This window comes from Ruegeria sp. CK2 (assembly GCF_056536585.1).
Map to the genome: position 1 here is coordinate 1 of NZ_JBQFPW010000028.1, position 18797 is coordinate 18797.

Below are 18797 nucleotides of genomic sequence, written 5' to 3' on the forward strand. Positions count from 1 at the left end.
TACCGCACGGCACGATTGAAGCTTGGCTTGGCAAACGTCAAAAAGAAAGCCGCCATAGCGGCAGATGCAGCGAATTCACAGTTCGTCCGCAATCTGTGAATTCGTCCAACCACAGATTTTGCGGGCGCGGAGAATGACCGGAATGCGGGCTGCAAATGCAGAATATCGGTACCGTGTCGAGTGACCGGTATGGGCTGCGAACTGCCCCGTTGCGGCCTGGTTTCGGCGTTGCGTGGCGGAGTTTCCTCCTTCAATTTCCATTCGTGAAACCTGTCTAAAATAGCCTGAGTTCGGACTAAGACGCCGAGCGAAAATGTGCCCGCGCGAAGTCCACGCTTTAGGCCAAAACACAATTTCAATTCCGAAGAGCGCTCAATTTCATTGACAGATAAAAAGACATAACCTCTGTTTGGATTTCAGGACGTCTTTTTGAATGTGCCTGCTTCTGCTGGGTGATGAGGTTTTTGCAAATTTATGTGGACATATAGGCGACCTCACCATCCTGAAGAATTAACCAAGAAGAACATTGAGGAACGCGGTAAGCTGGCCTTATCGCGTGCACTGAGCATCGGCAGGGTGATTGGCTTTGTCGCCTCTGGTGCCACTGTGGGTTACGGCCAGCCAAGCTGGAAAGGGCTAGCGCGTAAGGCGTATGACGAGGCCACAAAGTTAAGCACGTCGACACGCAATGCTGGTGCTAGCAAAACCGCGATGGACCGTCTGCAGAAACTTGAGAAGACCGGCAAGCTGACAGATGACATTGTGCATGCGCTTGGGCTTGCGGAACGGGTTGCGATTGACACCGGTCAAGAGAGTCAGTTTCGCCGTGATATTGCCAGTTTCTTCGCCACCAACCGCAGCTCGCAGCGCGACAAAAATAAGACGGAGGAATACCGAAAGTCTGAACCCTTGCGCCGGATCATCTCGGATTTGCGGATCTCGCGGCTTTTGACGCTGAATTATGACAGTGAGATTGAAGAGGAGTTTTACCGGTTGTTTCGCACGTCGGGCGCGGACAGCTATCATCATGTGGTCGACAAACAGCCGTCTGATTTTGAAATCCTGCGCAGCGAGGACTTTAAAGAGGCGTTAAAGCTACCAGCGCGGGTTGAATACACGGATGGGACGACGCGGTCTGTGCTGAGTATGTCGATGAATGCGAGTAATATTGGCGATCTTGTTAATTTCGCGCTGCAGCCGATGCAATTTGTGGGCCAGGTTTTTCACCTGCATGGGCGTTTTGATTGCCCTGAAGATATGGTTCTCACGGATCGTGATTATCGCGCCACGTACCTGAAGTCCGACGAGCAGGCGCAAACCTTTGATGAGGCGCTTTCAGCGTTGATGTCGGGCAATGACATCTTGTTCGTCGGTGTTGGCATGACTGAAGAGGATCTGTTGCGCCCGCTGCGCCAGTTTGTCAGCCGCGACAGGACACCTGAATTTTCCAAACGCCACGTCTTTGCCATGCGTGAGAATTCCGTTTCGCTCGATACCGAATGGCTGGAAGGGGAGGGAGTCAGCTTCGATCAGGACAAAGAAGACTTCAAGACGCAACACATTGACGCGCATACCGAGCAGAGCGGGTGCACCACAGGGTCGGCCTATACGGATTACGCCGCTGACGAAAGCATGGCAGTTAACCATCGAACGGAATATGGCGTTTATAGCATTTTTCATGGTGGGCAGGCGTTGCGCACCATTCGGATGGCCAATGAGTTGCTGCAAGCCACGGCCCCCAACAAAGACAAACCCAGCCCGTTTGAGCGCCGCTTTCAATTGCGCAGATACCGCGCGGCCGTTGCTGCGACGCATGACGCCATCGTGGCGCTGAGGGACGAAGCGCCAGCGGAGATTGGGCATAAGATGCCCGACGAATTGCTGATGAGACGTGAGCTACTCCCCTTTGCAAGGGCCCTCGCTAAATCTGCTGAAGTTGTGAAACGCTTGGAAAAGAAAGCGAAGCTCCTCGCGGAAGACTACGTCGCGATCAGCCCCTCCAAAACGGTCTTGGCCCGATTGTCGAATTTAACTTATGAGGCCCGCAGCCGCGCGCTGGACCTGGCGCTGGTGGCGTATGCGGGCGAGAAGGACAAATGGTGGGCAGAGTGGCGCAATGCCCCCAAAAGCCGGAATGCGCAGTTTCAGCAGACCTATCTGGAGTCAGACGAGAACAACTGTTTTCCCATCGCTGCGCGGCACCGCCCGGATTACAAAGAGCAGTTGCCGGATGATGTGAGTAATTTCGACATGATCCAGGAATTGCAGAGCCTGGCTCAGGAGGCCTGCGCGCCGTTGGTCCGGCAATCCTATTGCACCGTTCAACAAGAGTTGCGCGGCCATCATATGAACGGGTTCGACAGCAATCAGCTGACCTATTTTGATGAGAAACACTCGCAGTCCGGTGCACCAGGTGGAGAGCAGCGCAATTTCTTCGAAGTGCCGCCGAAACGAGTGTTGCGGGCCAGCCTGCCGCGTGGCCACGGCAAAGGATCCTTGCTGCACATGTTGCAACAGGGCGTCCCTGAACCTGATGGCAGTGCGCCCAAGCGGCTGCTGGTGGATACGCTGTTTGATAAGTCAAATATGCAAGAACTGGAAAAGAATAGGTATTTCGGTTCGTTCTTCTTGCATCTGAGTTTTTCGATGGAATTTGCGTCAGTGATTTCTGCGCTGAAGATGTTCGTCGAACAGGCCACCTGTGGGGTGATTGTCGAATATGGTTCGGACTTTGCAAAAAAGGCGAAGGCGCGTCTTCGAACCTATGACGGCGACCTGCCTGAGCCGTTTTTGAACTATCTCAAAGAGTTCATCGACGATTCCGACTCTTATAAGATGGTCGAAGGCTATGACGACCTCACACGCGATGGCGCCGGTAAGCGTGTAGCGGTCACCAAGTTGGTCGAGAAGTTCTATGGTGGTTTCTGGGGCAAGCAGACGTTGCAACAGGGCTCAGGCCGGGCGCATCGGCTGGAAGAGCTGCGCAGCCGCTTGTCTGCGTTCACGGACGTGGTTGATATTTTGGAAGACAAGAATATCCGGCTGGCCATTGTGATGTCCGGGCTCGACAAGCTTTGTGACAGTGAAGGCACCGCCTATAACCCGATGTTCCGAGCGTTGTTTCGGTTGCTGTCCAATTGCGGGACCAAGACCGCGTCGGAGGCAGACATTACAACGCCCCTTGATCTGGTCCTGATCAGTGGCCGCAAGGATCTGCCGCTGCGCTATCTCAGCCGTGAGTTCACCAAGAAGCAGTTAAAGCACCATCTTGCGCGCCCCGGTAAAGCCAGCGCTGACAGCACCTATAGCTCCTATACCAAATATCATCCCATGGGCGGTGCAATCTATTTGGAAAAATGGCCCGTCTTGCCGATGCTTTCGAAAGACCAGCGATACTGGCTGAGTGCGGAGCATGACCAGTTTTTGAACGACCTGATGTTCAAAGAGGACGGTAAGCTCAAGCTTCCTAGGGACGTTAAACGTGGTCTTCGGCGGCGTGAGATTGCTCGCTTGTGCGAAAGCAGCGTCGCCTTGCATACCTGGGTCAGCGGGGCCTTTGGCATTTCGCAGGCCTTGATGGAGCGTCAGGCCAATTTCAAGACCCGGGCAGAGCTGCGCGATCACCTTAATCGTAAAGCGGTCGAGTTTGTCAGCGCGATGGATGCTGCGGCGGGGCGGGGTGGCCATGCGCTTGTCATGCGCGATGTGATTGAAACCCATAAGGCGGAATTGCGCTTTTGGGGTGCGGCGCTTCTTGAAAGCCTGAAAGGGTTGAAAACAACGGCCGACTTTCGCAGCTGGCCGGACCCCAAGCTGCGGCGCACGACCAAGCACGTCAGCGATGTGGCCACGGAAAGTGACGCCAACCACATGGTGGACCTGGTCTTTGTCATCCTGTCACATTTGGCGTTGTTTCCGATGCCGGTTGAGCCGCGCGTCCTGTACGGCTGCGATGAGATCAAGCGGCTCTTGGCCAAAATCTGTGACGCAGAGCAGCAGACAAAATTCGGTAAGGCTGGGGCTGCAGCCAAGCTGTTCAACTGGCGCGATATAAATCGTCTTGTGCGGTTAAGGCTGCTGTCGCAGGTGCTGCGCTATCTTGCAGATGCGGGGTTATTGATCGCTGTGGGGCGCAAACCCGTGCGGCCCACGCAACCAGCAGGCGCTGCGTGGGATGCCGGTGGCGTGGAGCGCACCTCTGCCGACATTCACACCCGCTATACGATCCAGCACCAGATGCGTGATTTTACGGCGCGCCTGATGGATCTGTCCTTGCCGGATCAAGGCGAACGGAACTTCTTTCAGGTGTCTGTCTATTGCGACCAACCGCGCGATCTGCCTGCCCCGCGTGAGGATCACTACGCCTTGGTGCGCCAAATCATGGACCGCCAGATTGAACAATGCCGCAACTCGATCTGGGTGCTGTTGCAGTTGATCGACGACAAAGGCGACGCCAGATGGCAAACACTGTCTAAATCCGACAGGCCTTTGATGCGGTATGGTCTGCGTCGGCGAATCATGAAGTTGTCCGATCAGGCCCGTGATGGCGGCGCGTCGGTTGTGGACCCGCAAATCCCGTCTTTACATGCGGTCCCGCAGCGCATCCGGGCCCTTTATGGTTTGCTTCGCAGTGGGTTCTCAATCGGGACGGTCTCACGCCTCAGCGCACTTGATGAGCGCGAGATCGACCAGCCTTATGAACGTTTCAAAGGCTGGCTGCGCGGGGTGACGAATGCGGCGATCGGTTGGGATTATGCGCTTGATGAGCTGTTTTATCAGGAAGACCCGCACAACCGCGTTCTGGACGACAAAAAGGTCAAGGGGACACGTTCACGGATTGTGAACGCGCTGAGCGATCTGAACGCGTGCGCACAGCCGCCCAAGGCGGACGAGGTCTTTCAGGATTTCAATGGGTTCGCCCGCCCACTTTACCGCGATGAGGTTGGCTGGCTGTTGAACGAAAGAGGCGTCGTCTCGCTGGTTCAAGGGCAGATTTTTGATGCCATTCCGTTGTTTCAGCGCGCGCTGGACGAAATGCACCATGTAGATGTGAGCCGAAACTACGATCCGGCTTTGCATGCGGCTGTTCGTCGGGTGCGGCTTAATCAGGCCATAGCGCTGATTGATCGCGGTCATCTGGCACGCGCATATGACATGCTGCGCGGTTTGCAGTTGCCGGAGGATTTCTCGAACCATTCAGGCAGTCAGGTTAGTTGGCTCGCACGCGGCTACATTGGACTGATCGATCATCTGTCCGGCAATTTGGACGTGGCATTGACCGCCTACGACGAGACGATCGGGCGCGCGCAGGATCGCGAGATGATGCGCGTGGTTGGGATTTTCAGCAAGCACAAAGCTGATTTGCTGCGCCGCAAGAGTAAATTTAACGACGCGCACGAAGCCATTTCGAAAGCGACCAGCGCGGCGCTCAATTGTGCGCAGCGCGATATTTTGCATTTGGCCAAAGTCTCAGAAGGCAACCTGATTCTGGCCGATCCAGATGGAGAAATCAGCAGTGCGTCGACCTGCATGATCGAAGCGCTGCAGTTTGCGCAAACCATGGGCATCCCACGACTGGAGACAGAGGCCAGGTCTTTGCAGGCCGAACTGATGCTCGCGCAGGGTGAAAGAATGCTGGCCGGCAGCGCTGCGTCTGAAGCCGCAGCGATCGCCAACCGCAATGGCTTGAGACTGAATAAGCTGCGCGCGCTGCGCCATTATGGGGCCTCGTTGCGCTTACGCGGGCAGTTGCAATTGGCGTCGCAGGTTCTTGGCGAAACGCGCAGAGAGTCCGAGCGACGTGGGTATCAGGGCTTGGCCAAGAGCTTGGCAAATGAGCTAAGGCTTATCCTCTAGCCATACTATCGGCAGCATGGGCAAGATAATTACTGTGCGAACAGACGACCACACGAACGACGGTTTCATGCCTCATTCTGTCCATATGGTAAATTGGCAATGACGACGTTCTGGACGTCTGGCTAGTTGGATTTAACCACACAGGCTATGGCATCCAGTAGTCTCCATTCTGCGACTGCACCGGTAACACAATCTGAAGTGGCGACGATTTGGTCGGCATCTTGGGACGATGCCGAAAAGGCTTGGTATGATGAGCCGCTCGGAAGAGACTGTCCTATTGCAGCCGCGCGTGGATGCTGCAACAGCCGATAGCCGCTCCAGAAGAAGTCCGGTTCATCCGCGCAGCTTAATCTCTCCGCCGCCATTGTTTCGCGGTTGCGGCGAATGTCCGGTCTGACGGGCCGCACCGCGGCATAGCAATCAATGAATGAATGGCCGGTATGGGCCGCGAGATCACTTGGGATGGATTTGCGTGATGCACCGCTGTCCATGGTCTTCGGCCTAGGGCTGAAGGCTAGCTTGAAGTTGATTGTAATGCGGCGAGTGCGGGTTGTTTAGGTTTCGCCAGTCCGTTTCCTGCAGCAGAATCCAGACCAGCTGGGCAACATCCTGATCGGTGATGATCGAGCAATGATCGTGTCCGGCGCAGGCTGGTACTGCTGCGTGGCAGCGGCTGGGTTCATCATTCGGGCCGGGCACAGACAAATGGAATTCAGCCCATTCATGTGTGTCCTTCCGGGTGATTTCGTTCGACTGTTCGGTAACGATTCCGTCATGAGATTTTTGCATGGCGATCAGCCGTTTTCTTAGGTTCACTGCGGCAATGGCTGCCTGCGCCGCATTCATCTGAACCGAAGGACCAAAAGTGAAATTGCTGCGGTCGACATTGTAGTAGAGTGCTGGGACGCTGGCATAGCGGACGGCGGAAGATTGATTGCTCTGATCCATGAATTCTCGCCGGTTACGCATCAGTTCGGGTACTTTGGTCAAATCATTGACCCCGTTTGTTCGGGGCGCAAGCGGCGAAATCAGATTGCTGAATATGCCCTTGGTCAGTTGCCCCAGCGTGGTCAACTGGGCGTTGCTGAGCGCGCCGCGGTTGGGAGTGGCAAGCGTGACGACAGTGTGGACGGGCGGGCCAAACCCATCGGTCGCTGCCATGCGGGCAACCAGCCCCCCCATAGAGTAACCGACCAAATCAATGCGTTTGGCGCCAACGTTTCGAAGTTCCTGAGCAAGGTAGGTACCGTTTCGGGTCAGGTGCTGTGTGTGGTCATAACCAAACGCATAGATGCAGGCATCGTGTCCGGCCTCAGCGGTCAAGTTGGCGGCAAAAGGTTGCACTATATCGTCGCGGGTCTGACGAATTCCGTGCAGGACGACTACCGCATGATCCGCAGCCCGAGATGAAATTTGTTTCAGACCATAGGCGGTTGTCATGATGGGTCCTCCGGCGGGACTTGCAGGATGAGAATAGCCACCTTTAGCGTTTTCCCGTTGGGGCCATGTTGTAGTAGATCGTCTAGCCGGATTCGCACCCACGGTCGGTTGCCGGAAAACACGCCGCCGACGGCTGGAACGTCGAAGGTGTATGGCACGTTAAAGGCGTCAGGATAAGGTATCATGCAGGCGGTGATGCCGTTTGGGTTCAAAGCTTGCGACGGGTCGGGGACCCAGGCGATTTCAAGGAATTCTTCGTCAGCTGCGCTATAATATGGATCATAATCCTCTCGTTTGGATTTCGGAAGCGCATAGGGTTTGAGTTCTGTCGTCGGTACTGCTGCGATCAACTCGAAGGCGGGGTCCAATCGCATGGAAGCCGCACGATCATCGGATTGGCGCGCGGCGGGTAACAACTTCAAAAAGCTTTCGGAGAATTGCTGTGCTTCGGACCCAGTCAAGACCTGCGGTGTTAGATTGGGGGATCGGTATTCACCCGTCGCAGTGACGCGTGATGTGGCGAAACCGCGACCCTGGGACAGGGACGAGCTTAGGAGGGGTCCCATTTGTGGCAGCGCAGCGGCGATTTGGCGTACCGATTCAAGGACGGGAAACTCCGACATCAATTCCGACCCTGCCCGGGTCACCAGATTGGTAAAAAGGTTCCAAAATCGAGTGGCTAAGTGCGGGTTCGCATCAAACAGTTCAAACTGACGCGTAAGGCTTGGCGGCGAAAGCCACCCTGCCATGTCTTTCTTTCCGATCTCAAGCTGGCCGCTACCAAAGATCTCTCGCATGTCTAGCAGAGCATTCAACGCAAGCATGAACCCAAAGAACTCGACATCGCGACCGTTTTGTGCGAGCGCGCTATCCTCATAGGCAGGGTTGCGGTTATAACTAACGGCTTGTTTGCCTATGTCGACAAGCGCCTGCTGAGGAATGCGGCTGTTACCGTGATTGCCGATTTCGATCCGGCGCAGCGGAACATTGGTGCTTTTAAACCTGGCACGGCGCGCCGCGCTGGATTGGTCGCCATCCAGTATCGACCAACGGAACCAGCTCGCGAAAGGAACATCATCGGCGATGTGCTTTCTTAGCTGGCTGGAAACTTCCTTGTCACCGTCATGACTGAGATCGAAATCAGATGAAAAAGGCGCTAGATCGAAAAGGGTGGCTTTCTCATCGGGGCTTCCGGCGATCTTGTGCATAAGCGCACGCGAGGCGGCACCGCCAAACAGGGTAAGGTTTATGCCGAGGTCGCTTGCAATCAACTCGAGCGGAGCGATTGCCGGAAAATCATCAAAACTGAATCCGTTGGGATCAATAGGACCAAAATTAAAGTCTAACATGATACAGTAATCCTAGCGATGTTGGCATGAACTTTCATTCTTTGGAACATACCGTGCTCCCCGCAATTCAGAGGTCTGTTTTCGTATCAATCGACTTTGCATCACGACATACTAGTCGATCTCCCCTTGGTCGGGTCCGTTAAATTAATCTTGTGATACCAAGCGTGCAATTCTTAGTACCGCAAAATACAACTTCGCTCCATCGTTGAACAGATTGCGCACAAAGACAATCTCATTGTAAACACCCCGCCCGCTTTGGAGTAGATTTCTATGGCGAGCAGTGCCGGTAGCAAGAAGCGGAAGTAGAACGTCCGGAATGGCGGCTGAGTTGCAATGCAGCGATGACCGTGCAGCACCGGCGAGCGATTGCTGAGGCTACAAATACCCGAAAGGACAACGGCGGCAAAGTCTCGCACATTACCTCATCCGATGAAGTCGGGCCGAATTTGTTGCCGCGAATGAGCGCTAAGCGGGCTGCCCATGCAGCATCCTGACCACCTATTCAAGGTCCGGAATGGGCCGGTGCTAATTCAATGTCATCTAATCTAATTTGCAGGTGCGGTGAGCATGACGATTACTTCTAGCCCCAACTGCAACCGGCATGCTGTACAATCTAGGACAAGATTGCTATTTGGCCCGTTCCTGCAAATTATTGCAAACTTCAGACTAGAAAGGTGGTGTAAACCACATGCAGGTTAGTGTTCGCGACAACAATGTCGATCAGGCTCTTCGGGTTCTAAAGAAAAAGCTCCAGAAGGAAGGCGTTTTCCGTGAAATGAAGCTCAAGCAACATTTCGAGAAGCCGTCCGAGAAAAACGCGCGCCAGAAAGCTGAAGCGATCCGCCGCGCCAGAAAGCTGGCACGTAAGAAATTGGAACGCGAGGGATGATGTAATCATTCCCCGGCGCTGAATAACAGCCCCTGCTGTCCGATGGCAGCGGGGGTTTTACGTATCTACGGGCTATTTGGACTGAGAGCACTACTAATTAGCTTCATGCTGCACGCGTTTTGCATTGCCGTGAAGCTTCCTATTTCTTCGCGTTTCACCAAGTTGGCCCGCGAATGGTGATCACCAACTCATCGGAATCAGTATTTAACCGTTAGTCAAAGCGTAAGCGCCGGCAAGAAAGGCGTTCTTCAAGTAGACAGGCAGCTTCTCGGGGTACACTTCAACTTCCTTCTTGGCAAATGAGATAGTGCCACAGGGCTGACGAACCTCGTATTACATCCTTTAACAAGCTGGATCAGAGTCTCGATTTTGAAGGATACGGCTCCACCTGCCATTCTACCTTTCTTGGCACGTGTCTTAATCACAAATGTTTCAATTTCGTTTTCGCGGCAAAATTCGTGAAGAGCAGCCAGAAATGATCGAAGATCGGCCTCGGATGTGTCGTCCACTTGCTCAATCCGGGTGGTTTTCGGTCGAAGCATCTCTATGTTGCCGTCATCATTTTTGCGGACGACGGCAAGCCGAACCTCCTTTGCCGATATCTCACATCCGCATACACTCATGTGTTTTTCCTTCAAGTGACTTGTTCACAATAACGCATTTTCTGAGCTTAAACCCCTAACCTCAGTAAGACGAAGTCAAGTAGCATTGCGACTGACCAAATGAAATACAATCGTCTTGCGCTCGGACCGGACAAGACGTGTCTGTGGATCAACGACAGTTCGCAAAGTGAGGCGACTAAGCTGGTTCCTCGGAGGACTGAGAAAACAGGCCTTTGAATCTTGGTGTCGCTGTGACCCCATCCCGCGATGCCGTCATTCGGATATCGTAAATGCTGCGATATGCACGAACGGCAGGAATGCGAAAGCTACACTGCGGCGCGGTAAGATTCGCTGTATGTCTTCTGTGGGCCGCCTGCGAAGGCGACCCAAGCCACGCTAGATTTCAATCGCCTCTGCGATGGCTAACGCATCTTCCAACTCGACACCGAGATATCTGACTGTGCTGTCCATCTTGGTGTGGCCAAGAAGAAGTTGCACGGCGCGAAGGTTACCCGTCTTCTTGTAGATTTGTGTGACCTTGGTCCTTCGCATCGAGTGCGTACCATAGGCACTTGCCTCGAGGCCGATAGACGTGACCCAATCCCTGACGATCCTTGCATATTGACGTGTTGAAATGTGCAGGCGCTCATGGAACCGGCCTGGCCATAGATACTCGGATCCGACCATAAGCTCGTCTTCCATCCACTTCTCAACCGAGGCCCGAGTGCCTTCTGAGATCTCGAAGCGTACCGGTTTCTGGGTTTTGCTTTGCAGAACGGATGCGCGCTCTTTGATTTGGCCCGACGCCATGACATCGACCACTTTCATTTTCACCAGATCACAACCTCGGAGCTTGCTGTCGATTGCCATGTTGAATAGTGCGAGGTCGCGGTGGTTTGCCGCCAGCTCTAATCTGACGCGGATCGCCCAGACATGTTTCGGTTTCAGTGGTCGTTTTTGTCCAACAATGCGGCCCTTGTTCCAGGCTGGGCGCAGAGCGCGAATGGCAGGTAAGTTTGGTGTTTCCATGACTGATCCTCCGATCCGCCAAGCCCTCCCAGACGACAACCCGACGTTGACCCAAGCATCATACTAAAGGATGCCGCGCCGCATCCGATGTCTGGAATGAGCCCAACGTGATCATTCGTCAGGTCGCAGCGAATGTCCCCTTTGGCAATTTTGATCCATACTCTGCGGATGATATGGTTTCTTCATGACTGGTCGCTTAGCACAACCTCCGCGCACGGTTTTGTGGCGTCGGATCGACGTGGAGGGGATGGATGCTTGCTCATTCGGTCGGCGTGACGATGGCCAATTGATATTAGGAACTGCGCTGTACCAGGACGGCATCCAGCCCGCGAAACTCGACTACCGGGTTCACTGCAATTCGGATTGGTCGAGTTGCTCTGCATGGGTAGGCGGATGGGTAGGCTCCGAAAACAAGGAGCTCTCGATTTCACGTGATGCGGCGGGCATCTGGTTCATGGATGAAATTGAGATGACTGGGTTCACAGGTCTTCTCGATGTTGATCTCGGGTTCACACCAGCCACAAATACGAATGCGATCAGAAGACTGAATCTGGACGTGGGCGAAGAGCAAGAAACAACGGCTGTCTGGCTTGATACAGAAGAGTGGTGTTTCAAGCCCCTAGTGCAGGCGTATCAACGGCTCTCAGATACCGAGTTCGCCTATCGCTCACCCTCCCACGACTACACAGCGACTCTGGTAACGGACAGTTTTGGAGTTGTTCGCGAGTATCCGCAGCTCTGGGAGGCCATTTCTAAGCCTACTGGCAGCAATAGAGATGGACGGGTTTGAATGATCCCTTACCTAGCGCCGAGAACACCTCGCCTATGCGAAGCGCCAGTCTCAATGATCGGCCTAGCGGTCGCCAGCATCATTCGCTCGCCTACAGTTAGGGTTTTTCCTTACTGTTATTGACTCCGCGCAGAGAATAGGATTACTTAGGGATATGTCTAAGTATGATTCGAACCTTGACCTCTGCTTCTCCGCGCTCGGTGATCCGACACGGCGTATGATCCTTCAACGCCTTGCACGCGGCGAGGCGACTGTGAGCGAACTGGCTGAGCCGCATGACATGGCGCTGCCATCATTCATGGAGCATCTGAAGAAGCTGGAAGCGGCCAAGCTCGTCACGTCGAAAAAGGAAGGCAGGACGCGGATATGCGAATTGGCCCCCGATGCCTTCACGCACGCGAAGGACTGGCTAACCGAACAAAATGCAATCTGGGAAGGACGGCTCGACCGCTTTGACGATTACATTAAAAACCTCATGCAGGAGCGCAACAAATGAAACTCAACCCGGAAACTGACCTGACCTTCACCCGCACGATCAACGCACCGCGCGCCCTGCTATGGGAGTGCTGGACCACACCCGAGCACATCAAGCACTTCTTTGTGCCCAAGCCACACGGGGTCGACGCCTGCGAGATCGACCTTCGGGTCGGTGGCAAGTTCAACACGACGATGAACGTCGAAGGCAACAAGATGGAGAACGAAGGCGTCTATCTCGAAGTCGTCGAAGGCGAACGCCTGGTCTTCACCGACACCTATAGCGAAGGCTGGAAGCCTGCCGCCGATCCGTTCATGACAGCGATCATCGAGTTCGCCGATGATGGAAATGGTGGCACGACCTACACGGCAACAGCCAGGCACCGGTCACCGGAAGCCCGTCAAAGCCATGAGGACATGGGGTTCTACGATGGGTGGGGAACCGTGGCCGATCAACTCGAAGAATATGCAGGGACCCTTAAGTGAACAGCGGCAACTCAGCGCGATCAGGTGGATGTCAATGCGGTGCGGTTCGTTTCCGCGCCGCCGCCCTAAGCGACAATCCTCATGTCTGCCATTGCCGGATGTGTCAGAAAGCCGCCGGGAACTTCTTCGGAGCACGCATCGGTGTTCTCGTCAGCGATCTGACCTGGACACGAGGCGAACCGTCGAAGTTCTATAGTTCGGAAGGCATTGCGCGCGGATTTTGCGCGAACTGTGGGACACCGCTGTTCTATCACAACGAAGAAAGTGAGCGCATCTCTGTCTCGATCGGAGCCTTCGACAACCCAGCGGACATCGCCCTCGCGTTCGAATTGGGAATTGAAGGGAAGTTGCCTCAAGTCGCACAGCTCGCCGCTCTGGAAAACTTCGGTACGAGCGAAGAAGACGACCCGGAAGGCACCGACCTGGCGAGGCGAACATCTCGCCAGCATCCCGACCACGATACAGACGAGTGGCTGGCCTGAAATGGAGCCTCCGCCGCCAAGACGAGGCGGCAATCCAATTGGCACAAACCAAAACATCGCTTTGATGGGCGATCAACCAAGCACCGCAGCAAGGTATTCGTCCAAGGCAACCTCCCCCCGGACTGGCTCATCTGCCGTGTCCGTCTTTCTGTCGATCACCTTACGGGTCATGCAGGCGTATGACGCCGCAGCCTCATCAGAAAACCCGAAGCAGCGAAAAGTCTCTTCCAACGCCTCGCGCGGGATTTCCTGCACCTTGACTTTGCGCTCGATGATACTTCCAAAGGCTGCGGCGACATCGTTCGCAGAGTAGCGTTTCGGGCCTTCGATATGCGCGATCCCCACGTCTTCAGGCCCTGACATCAGACGCCGGGCGGCGGCACGGCCTAAGTCCGCGGGTGCGACCATCGGGATCGGCAGGTCCGCCGGGAAGAAACTCGGCAAGAAGCCCGTCTCTTTCACCAGCTCTGCCATCCCAACCCAGTTGCTCATGTAATAGCCGCCCCGGTTGATCGCGGCGGGGATTGGCTGCGCCAGCAACGCCTGCTCGAAGCCATAGAGCACTGTCAGATCGCCGCAGCGGTCTCCCTCGAACGCGCCATAAGTCGATTGCAACACAACTTTCTCTAGCCTGGTGCCGTCGAGAGCTGAAAGGATGGCGGCAACATTCGCGCGCTCCTCCTCATCGGTATCGCCCGAAGGGTCAGCCGGTGGGTTGAGCAGGAGCGCCCGCCGACCTGTTCGGAAGATACTTCGCAAAGCCTCAACATCGCGGATGTCGGCTTCGGCAATCTGTGCGCCAGCCTTTACCAGCTCCGCGCCATGATGCTTGTCGCGGGTCACGATTGTAACCGCCTGTCCCGCATCCAATAGGGCCCGCGCCGTTGCCGACCCGACCTGCCCGGTTCCGCCGAGAATGATATGCATATTGGCTCTCCTGTTCGTTGGTACAGTCTGACCCTAATCCGGTCGTCCGACAGAACCTGTCAGGAACATCGCTCAGACATTCGCGCCCGGCTCGATGCAGCGATACGCAGTCAAAAGGTTGGCCCCTGACCGAGGAATGCTGTCCTCCAGAACGGTCAGCGCTTCGATGCGGTCCATGCGAAAATGCCTGAAAGCATCGCGCATCTCACACCACGCCGCCAGCATCTCGGCCCCGTCGAAGAAGCCGATGGCGACAGGCCAGATTGTGCGCGTGGAAGATGCCAAATCTTTGGTCCGGTAGGCGATCTGTAGCTTCCGCCGATCCCGGATGGCCCGTCTGACGCTCGCCAATTCGCAGCGCTGATCCCTGCCGGAAGGGCCAACCGTCAGACCATTTCCACGCATCTTCGCCTCGGTGGTCTCCCCCATTCCTTCCGCGATCTTGGACAGGGCCGTCTCCGCTGCCTCTACAAGATCATTATCGCCTCGCGCCTGCACAAAACGTAACACAAGAAGAACCGCATCGGCCTCGTCCTGATTGAACGCCATTGACGGAAGGAAGTAGCCCGGCCGCAGAATGAAACCCGTGCCCGCTTCGCCCTCAACGGGGACGCCCAGCTCTAGCAGCGTGTCCATATCGCGGTAGATCGTGCGTTCAGACACTTCGAACCGCTCGGCCAGCGATGCAGCCGTCACCGCGCCTCGATGTTCTCGAAGCACTTGAAGGAGCTGAAGAAGACGGCCAGATCGCTGCATGTCATGTGGTATAGGGAATTGCAGGTGCTGCTGAAAGCAGAGAGGCGTGTGGCCCGGATTGAAGACCACCACAGATCTCTCGGCTCATTCGCGCGGTCTAGTCCTTGAAGAAGATATGGATCGGAGATCTATCATTGCTAATATCCCGGCCTCCAAAAAACCAACTTCTCTTGCCCTTCATTGAGGCATTCTGGACGTGCGAAACACGTCACCAGCATCAGTTGGAACGCGTGCTGCCAAACGGCCGAACACAGATGTTCATCAATCTGCATGAAGACTGTTTGCATCACTATGCGAGCAATGGTGCGCTGCAGCAGCGGGCATCCGGGATGGTCTTGCAGGGCCCCGCGCTTTCGCCGGTCGTCATTGATCGTGCTGAGCAAAGAAGCCTTTGCGGCGTTTTGTTTTCGCCGGGCGGGGCATTTCCGTTCTTTCGTCTTCCGATGACAGAGATTGGCGTGGGTCTTGTCGATTTGGACATTCTGACCTGGGAAGGCGAGCCGTCGCTCCGTGAGAGACTAGCGACAGCGGACGGATTGCATACGCGACTTGACGTGCTGGAGTCTGCATTTCTCAAAAAAGCGCCCGCCATGCAAAACTGGGATGTCATTATCAGTGAATCAGCGGCACTGCTGCGGCAGGGATGGCAGGTCCGCGGCCTGATCAACCGATTTGACACCACGCCACAGACATTCATATCGCGTTTTCGCGAACGGGTTGGCATGAATCCCAAGACTTATGCACAGATTGAGCGGTTTCAGCGCCTCCTTCAAAGCCGATCTTCGGCGACATCCTGGGCCGACGCAGCCACTGATGTCGGTTTTGCGGATCAGCCACATATGGTCCGGGCGTTTCGGCGCTTCGGCGATATGACGCCGTCGGGGTACAAGCCACCGAACCAGGCAGTACCCAATCACGTGCCAATCCAGGCTTGAATTTCCTTCAAGACGCCATGTGGTTCCGCCGTCTATGCTTAAGGCATGACAAACTTGAATGAAAACATGGCACTTGAACCGCGTCTGATCGTCCACGACGTCGATGCCGCGCTTGACCTCTATCACAAAGCCTTCGGCGCAGAGCGCCTTGAGCGTTTCGCCGACGGTTCCGGCCGCGTCGTTCATGCGGCAATGAAGGTTGGCACGTCCGTCTTTACGATGGCGCAAGAGGTAGCGGACTGGGGGCTCGCCTCACCGGATAGCTCCAAAGGAGCCTCGGTTTTGCTGCATCTTACCGTGCCCGATCCTGATGATCTCGCTCGAAAGATGGTGGATTTGGGCGGGAACGTGGTGATCACGATTGAGGATCGGCCGTACGGCAAAAGGGAAGGACGTGTCGTGGACCCATTTGGACATGCCTGGATCCTCAGCAAGACGATTGAAGATCTGACGGAGGACGAAATCCAAGAGCGCTTGGCGCAATAGCCGAAATGTCTGGTGAAGTGGCATCGACGCACCGGCGTCTATCGGGTTTACAAGCAGATCTGTCAGAGCAATCTGTTGCTGACCTCGACAAGGTTGCCGTCCGGGTCGCGGAAGTAGACAGACAGCAACTTGCCAACCGCGCCCGCTTTCTCCGCAGGTCCTTCGACAATTTCAACACCGTTTGAACGGAGCTGCGCAACCACGTCATCAATCGGAGTATCGGCTACAACACAGAAGTTTCCACTGCCCGGGACGGTTCTCTCGGCGAGGCTTGGCAATTCATCCGCGTCCTGAAGACTAATCTTGTTCGAGCCGAAATGAAGCGACCACTTGCCTGCACGCTCCTCATGCACGGCCATCCCCAAAACGCGCTGATAGAATTCCAAGGTCGCGTCAACATCGCGGACGCAGAGGACAATGTGGTCGAAGCCATAGATGTGCATGCCATAGTTATATCGACTTTTGCGCAGCCGAGCAAAAGCCAAACCAGCTACAGCTGGTGGCCAAGTCCTTCGGCCTTGGCAAACTCACAATGCACTCCCACTCATATGTCATGCGGCGGTTGCAAATGATGGCCGTTGCTGACCGGTTTTGTCAGGAGGCCTGTGGTAGAGTTTCGATTGATAGGTCTGTTCGAGACGACGAAGTTTGTCGGATATGCTGTTCTAGGAGAGGATTAGTTTCATGATTGCAGCGTCTTGCCACTGCGGCGCTACACGCATCAAGGTCCCGCACCTGCCCGAGAAGGCGACAGCCTGCACATGCACATTTTGTACAAAGCGGGGCGTATTGTGGGGCTACTATGAAACCGATCAGGTTGTAGTCGAGGCTAGTGATGAAGATCGAGACTACGCGCCATCCGGTATGAACCATCATCATTTCTGCAGTAAATGTGGCTGCTCTACCTGGTCGGAAACACCAGATTGGAGCAGACTTAGTGAGTCTGACGAGGACCCGCCGTCACGAATAGCTGTCAATCTGTGGCTGTTGGAAGAGGTGAACGTTCGGGACCTTCCAGTGGAGCTGTTGGATGGGCTAAACAGCTGGTAACGATCATACGCATGTGTCCGAGGCTGACATGCGGGGAGCTTATCAAATCACCGTTTTTTGTTTCGGGAGGTTCGACGGACTCGAACGGAAAGGTTGGGAAACATCATGGGACGGACAGGATTCATAGATCATATCGGTATCGCCGTCCCTGATCTGCTGGCCGCCAAGAGATACTATGATGAACTGATGCCCATCCTTGGCCTCAAGCAGTGGTTTGAGACAGCACCGGAATTCAACTATGGGCCAGACGGTACGCTCGGCACGCAGCTTTTCTTCTATGAATCTAAAGAGCCGGGAACCTATTCACGCAATGCAACAGGGCTCCAACATTTGGCGTTCGCCGTCGAGACACGCGCCGTGGTGCATGAGGCATATCAATGGGCACTTTCGCAGAAAGCGCGGATCTTACATGAACCGCGCGAGTTTCCAGAATACGGCACACACTTTGCCACCTACTGGCTGGATCCTCACGGAATAAAGCTCGAAGCCGTTTGCCACCGCGAAGGTGAGGACTAGTGCGGCGGCCGCGCCTCTGGAAGGGCTTGCGTTAGGAGGATCGAATGAAGGTCGCAGGACGCTGCCACTGTGGCAAGATCGAGTACGAGGCGGAGGTCGATCCGCGGAAAGTACAGATCTGCCACTGCCTCGATTGCCAGATCCTGACAGGCTCTGCGTTTCGAGCAACCATAGTGGCACCGCCAGAGGGATTTCGGATCACGCAAGGCGAACCAAAGATCTACTATAAGACCGCAGATAGCGGCTCACGCCGGGGTCACGCATTCTGCGGCGACTGCGGCAGCCCTGTCTTTCGCTTGCCCACCGACAACAACCCCAACTACTCTCTCAGGGTTGGCGGCCTCGATCAGCGTGCCGACCTTGGCCCACCACGACGACAGATTTGGGTTCGACGGCGCCTGCCATGGATTACCCACATCGGTGATGTCGCAGAGTTGGAATGACAAATCGCCCTAGCCGCATACTTAGTAGCAAATGGTGGAACTGGAAAACTCTTCTTTGTCATGGCTTCTAGATCAGAACCCAGCCATCCGCTGGCAAGTCATGCGAGATTTGCTCGATGCGCCTGAAGACCATTGGAAACCAGTGCGGGCCTGGTTGAGACCGACGGTTTTGTCGAGTGCGGCAAAGGTCGGGTTTGAGCCCAAAGTTGGGGAAAGTGCAGCACGCACCAATGTCGGCTTTTCTACATGGCAGATCAACTTCCCCAACGCGAAGAGGTGCTGTTCAA

Annotated in this window: 20 protein-coding genes; 11 read left to right on the plus strand and 9 right to left on the minus strand. The window is 55.2% G+C overall.

Annotation, left to right across the window (positions count from 1 at the left end; genetic code table 11):
* Positions 1–474 precede the first annotated feature (474 nt).
* The gene (locus ACR0BU_RS23890) at positions 475–5856 is read left to right on the plus strand and encodes an SIR2 family protein (protein WP_480739412.1); all 5382 of its coding nucleotides are present in this window, start codon (positions 475–477) and stop codon (positions 5854–5856) included.
* A gap of 122 nt (positions 5857–5978) precedes the next feature.
* On the opposite strand, the gene ACR0BU_RS23895 is transcribed toward ACR0BU_RS23890, so the two are convergent.
* Genes ACR0BU_RS23895 through ACR0BU_RS23905 form a run of 3 tightly spaced genes read right to left on the minus strand, consistent with a single transcriptional unit; the run spans position 5979 to position 8645 of the window.
* On the minus strand, positions 5979–6347 hold the full coding sequence (locus ACR0BU_RS23895) for a hypothetical protein (RefSeq protein ID WP_480739410.1): 369 nt from the start codon (positions 6345–6347) through the stop codon (positions 5979–5981).
* Between the two features lie 10 nt (positions 6348–6357).
* Positions 6358–7296, minus strand: a complete 939-nt coding sequence (locus tag ACR0BU_RS23900; protein WP_300074002.1) for a lipase family alpha/beta hydrolase — start codon at positions 7294–7296, stop codon at positions 6358–6360.
* Positions 7293–8645 carry a hypothetical protein gene (locus ACR0BU_RS23905; protein ID WP_300073999.1) on the minus strand — a complete coding sequence of 451 codons (1353 nt, stop codon included), beginning with the start codon at positions 8643–8645 and terminating at the stop codon, positions 7293–7295. Before ACR0BU_RS23905 ends, ACR0BU_RS23900 begins: the two co-directional genes overlap by 4 nt.
* A gap of 688 nt (positions 8646–9333) precedes the next feature.
* On the opposite strand from ACR0BU_RS23905, the gene rpsU reads away from it, so the two are divergent.
* Complete coding sequence (rpsU, locus tag ACR0BU_RS23910) at positions 9334–9534, plus strand: 30S ribosomal protein S21 (protein WP_040700433.1); 201 nt, start codon at positions 9334–9336, stop codon at positions 9532–9534.
* A gap of 248 nt (positions 9535–9782) precedes the next feature.
* Here rpsU and ACR0BU_RS23915 read toward each other — a convergent pair whose 3' ends face one another.
* Both ACR0BU_RS23915 and ACR0BU_RS23920 read right to left on the minus strand, forming a co-directional pair.
* Complete coding sequence (locus ACR0BU_RS23915) at positions 9783–10157, minus strand: DUF3010 family protein (protein ID WP_480739408.1); 375 nt, start codon at positions 10155–10157, stop codon at positions 9783–9785.
* 375 nt (positions 10158–10532) lie between these two features.
* A complete protein-coding gene (locus tag ACR0BU_RS23920) occupies positions 10533–11165 on the minus strand; it encodes a tyrosine-type recombinase/integrase (protein ID WP_194098549.1) in 633 nt (210 codons plus the stop codon).
* A gap of 184 nt (positions 11166–11349) precedes the next feature.
* Here ACR0BU_RS23920 and ACR0BU_RS23925 point away from each other — a divergent pair, with 184 nt between their 5' ends.
* The 4 genes from ACR0BU_RS23925 to ACR0BU_RS23940 all read left to right on the plus strand — a co-directional run bounded on the left by ACR0BU_RS23925 (position 11350) and on the right by ACR0BU_RS23940 (position 13397).
* Positions 11350–11955 (plus strand): putative glycolipid-binding domain-containing protein, encoded by a 606-nt coding sequence (locus ACR0BU_RS23925; protein WP_480739407.1) that lies wholly within the window; start codon positions 11350–11352, stop codon positions 11953–11955.
* A 217-nt stretch (positions 11956–12172) separates the two neighbouring features.
* Entirely contained in the window at positions 12173–12451 is a 279-nt protein-coding gene (locus tag ACR0BU_RS23930) for an ArsR/SmtB family transcription factor (protein ID WP_480739405.1), read from the plus strand.
* Positions 12448–12915 (plus strand): SRPBCC family protein, encoded by a 468-nt coding sequence (locus ACR0BU_RS23935; protein ID WP_480501095.1) that lies wholly within the window; start codon positions 12448–12450, stop codon positions 12913–12915. The genes ACR0BU_RS23930 and ACR0BU_RS23935 overlap by 4 nt, the downstream gene beginning before the upstream one ends.
* Positions 12912–13397 (plus strand): GFA family protein, encoded by a 486-nt coding sequence (locus tag ACR0BU_RS23940; RefSeq protein WP_480739404.1) that lies wholly within the window; start codon positions 12912–12914, stop codon positions 13395–13397. Before ACR0BU_RS23935 ends, ACR0BU_RS23940 begins: the two co-directional genes overlap by 4 nt.
* A gap of 72 nt (positions 13398–13469) precedes the next feature.
* Here the strand turns inward: ACR0BU_RS23940 and ACR0BU_RS23945 are convergent, their stop codons facing one another.
* Positions 13470–14324: an NmrA family NAD(P)-binding protein gene (locus ACR0BU_RS23945; protein ID WP_480739403.1), complete on the minus strand. Its 855-nt coding sequence runs from the start codon at positions 14322–14324 to the stop codon at positions 13470–13472.
* A gap of 72 nt (positions 14325–14396) precedes the next feature.
* The gene (locus tag ACR0BU_RS23950) at positions 14397–15080 is read right to left on the minus strand and encodes a helix-turn-helix transcriptional regulator (RefSeq protein ID WP_480501101.1); all 684 of its coding nucleotides are present in this window, start codon (positions 15078–15080) and stop codon (positions 14397–14399) included.
* A gap of 170 nt (positions 15081–15250) precedes the next feature.
* On the opposite strand from ACR0BU_RS23950, the gene ACR0BU_RS23955 reads away from it, so the two are divergent.
* On the plus strand, positions 15251–16015 hold the full coding sequence (locus ACR0BU_RS23955) for a helix-turn-helix domain-containing protein (RefSeq protein WP_480755772.1): 765 nt from the start codon (positions 15251–15253) through the stop codon (positions 16013–16015).
* Between the two features lie 66 nt (positions 16016–16081).
* Positions 16082–16501, plus strand: a complete 420-nt coding sequence (locus ACR0BU_RS23960; protein WP_480501103.1) for a VOC family protein — start codon at positions 16082–16084, stop codon at positions 16499–16501.
* Between the two features lie 62 nt (positions 16502–16563).
* On the opposite strand, the gene ACR0BU_RS23965 is transcribed toward ACR0BU_RS23960, so the two are convergent.
* Entirely contained in the window at positions 16564–16944 is a 381-nt protein-coding gene (locus ACR0BU_RS23965; protein WP_480739399.1) for a VOC family protein, read from the minus strand.
* A 241-nt stretch (positions 16945–17185) separates the two neighbouring features.
* On the opposite strand from ACR0BU_RS23965, the gene ACR0BU_RS23970 reads away from it, so the two are divergent.
* The 3 genes from ACR0BU_RS23970 (at position 17186) to ACR0BU_RS23980 (ending at position 18510) form a co-directional block, all read left to right on the plus strand.
* The gene (locus ACR0BU_RS23970) at positions 17186–17551 is read left to right on the plus strand and encodes a GFA family protein (RefSeq protein ID WP_480501107.1); all 366 of its coding nucleotides are present in this window, start codon (positions 17186–17188) and stop codon (positions 17549–17551) included.
* 105 nt (positions 17552–17656) lie between these two features.
* On the plus strand, positions 17657–18067 hold the full coding sequence (locus ACR0BU_RS23975) for a VOC family protein (protein ID WP_480501109.1): 411 nt from the start codon (positions 17657–17659) through the stop codon (positions 18065–18067).
* A 44-nt stretch (positions 18068–18111) separates the two neighbouring features.
* Positions 18112–18510, plus strand: a complete 399-nt coding sequence (locus tag ACR0BU_RS23980) for a GFA family protein (RefSeq protein WP_480501111.1) — start codon at positions 18112–18114, stop codon at positions 18508–18510.
* A gap of 72 nt (positions 18511–18582) precedes the next feature.
* Here the strand turns inward: ACR0BU_RS23980 and ACR0BU_RS23985 are convergent.
* On the minus strand, positions 18583–18797 hold a 215-nt coding region (locus ACR0BU_RS23985; RefSeq protein ID WP_480755774.1), incomplete at its 5' end, for a hypothetical protein.

Bases quoted from the DNA above. Each gene is read 5' to 3' on its own strand.
- ACR0BU_RS23970 (WP_480501107.1), top strand. From the start codon at position 17,186: ATGATTGCAGCGTCTTGCCACTGCGGCGCTACACGCATCAAGGTCCCG.
- ACR0BU_RS23945 (WP_480739403.1), bottom strand. From the start codon at position 14,324: ATGCATATCATTCTCGGCGGAACCGGGCAGGTCGGGTCGGCAACGGCG.
- ACR0BU_RS23960 (WP_480501103.1), top strand. From the start codon at position 16,082: ATGGCACTTGAACCGCGTCTGATCGTCCACGACGTCGATGCCGCGCTT.
- ACR0BU_RS23895 (WP_480739410.1), bottom strand. From the start codon at position 6,347: ATGGACAGCGGTGCATCACGCAAATCCATCCCAAGTGATCTCGCGGCC.
- ACR0BU_RS23930 (WP_480739405.1), top strand. From the start codon at position 12,173: ATGATCCTTCAACGCCTTGCACGCGGCGAGGCGACTGTGAGCGAACTG.
- ACR0BU_RS23975 (WP_480501109.1), top strand. From the start codon at position 17,657: ATGGGACGGACAGGATTCATAGATCATATCGGTATCGCCGTCCCTGAT.
- rpsU (WP_040700433.1), top strand. From the start codon at position 9,334: ATGCAGGTTAGTGTTCGCGACAACAATGTCGATCAGGCTCTTCGGGTT.
- ACR0BU_RS23935 (WP_480501095.1), top strand. From the start codon at position 12,448: ATGAAACTCAACCCGGAAACTGACCTGACCTTCACCCGCACGATCAAC.
- ACR0BU_RS23905 (WP_300073999.1), bottom strand. From the start codon at position 8,645: ATGTTAGACTTTAATTTTGGTCCTATTGATCCCAACGGATTCAGTTTT.
- ACR0BU_RS23980 (WP_480501111.1), top strand. From the start codon at position 18,112: ATGAAGGTCGCAGGACGCTGCCACTGTGGCAAGATCGAGTACGAGGCG.
- ACR0BU_RS23890 (WP_480739412.1), top strand. From the start codon at position 475: ATGTGGACATATAGGCGACCTCACCATCCTGAAGAATTAACCAAGAAG.
- ACR0BU_RS23950 (WP_480501101.1), bottom strand. From the start codon at position 15,080: ATGCAGCGATCTGGCCGTCTTCTTCAGCTCCTTCAAGTGCTTCGAGAA.
- ACR0BU_RS23920 (WP_194098549.1), bottom strand. From the start codon at position 11,165: ATGGAAACACCAAACTTACCTGCCATTCGCGCTCTGCGCCCAGCCTGG.
- ACR0BU_RS23925 (WP_480739407.1), top strand. From the start codon at position 11,350: ATGACTGGTCGCTTAGCACAACCTCCGCGCACGGTTTTGTGGCGTCGG.
- ACR0BU_RS23965 (WP_480739399.1), bottom strand. From the start codon at position 16,944: ATGCACATCTATGGCTTCGACCACATTGTCCTCTGCGTCCGCGATGTT.
- ACR0BU_RS23915 (WP_480739408.1), bottom strand. From the start codon at position 10,157: ATGAGTGTATGCGGATGTGAGATATCGGCAAAGGAGGTTCGGCTTGCC.
- ACR0BU_RS23900 (WP_300074002.1), bottom strand. From the start codon at position 7,296: ATGACAACCGCCTATGGTCTGAAACAAATTTCATCTCGGGCTGCGGAT.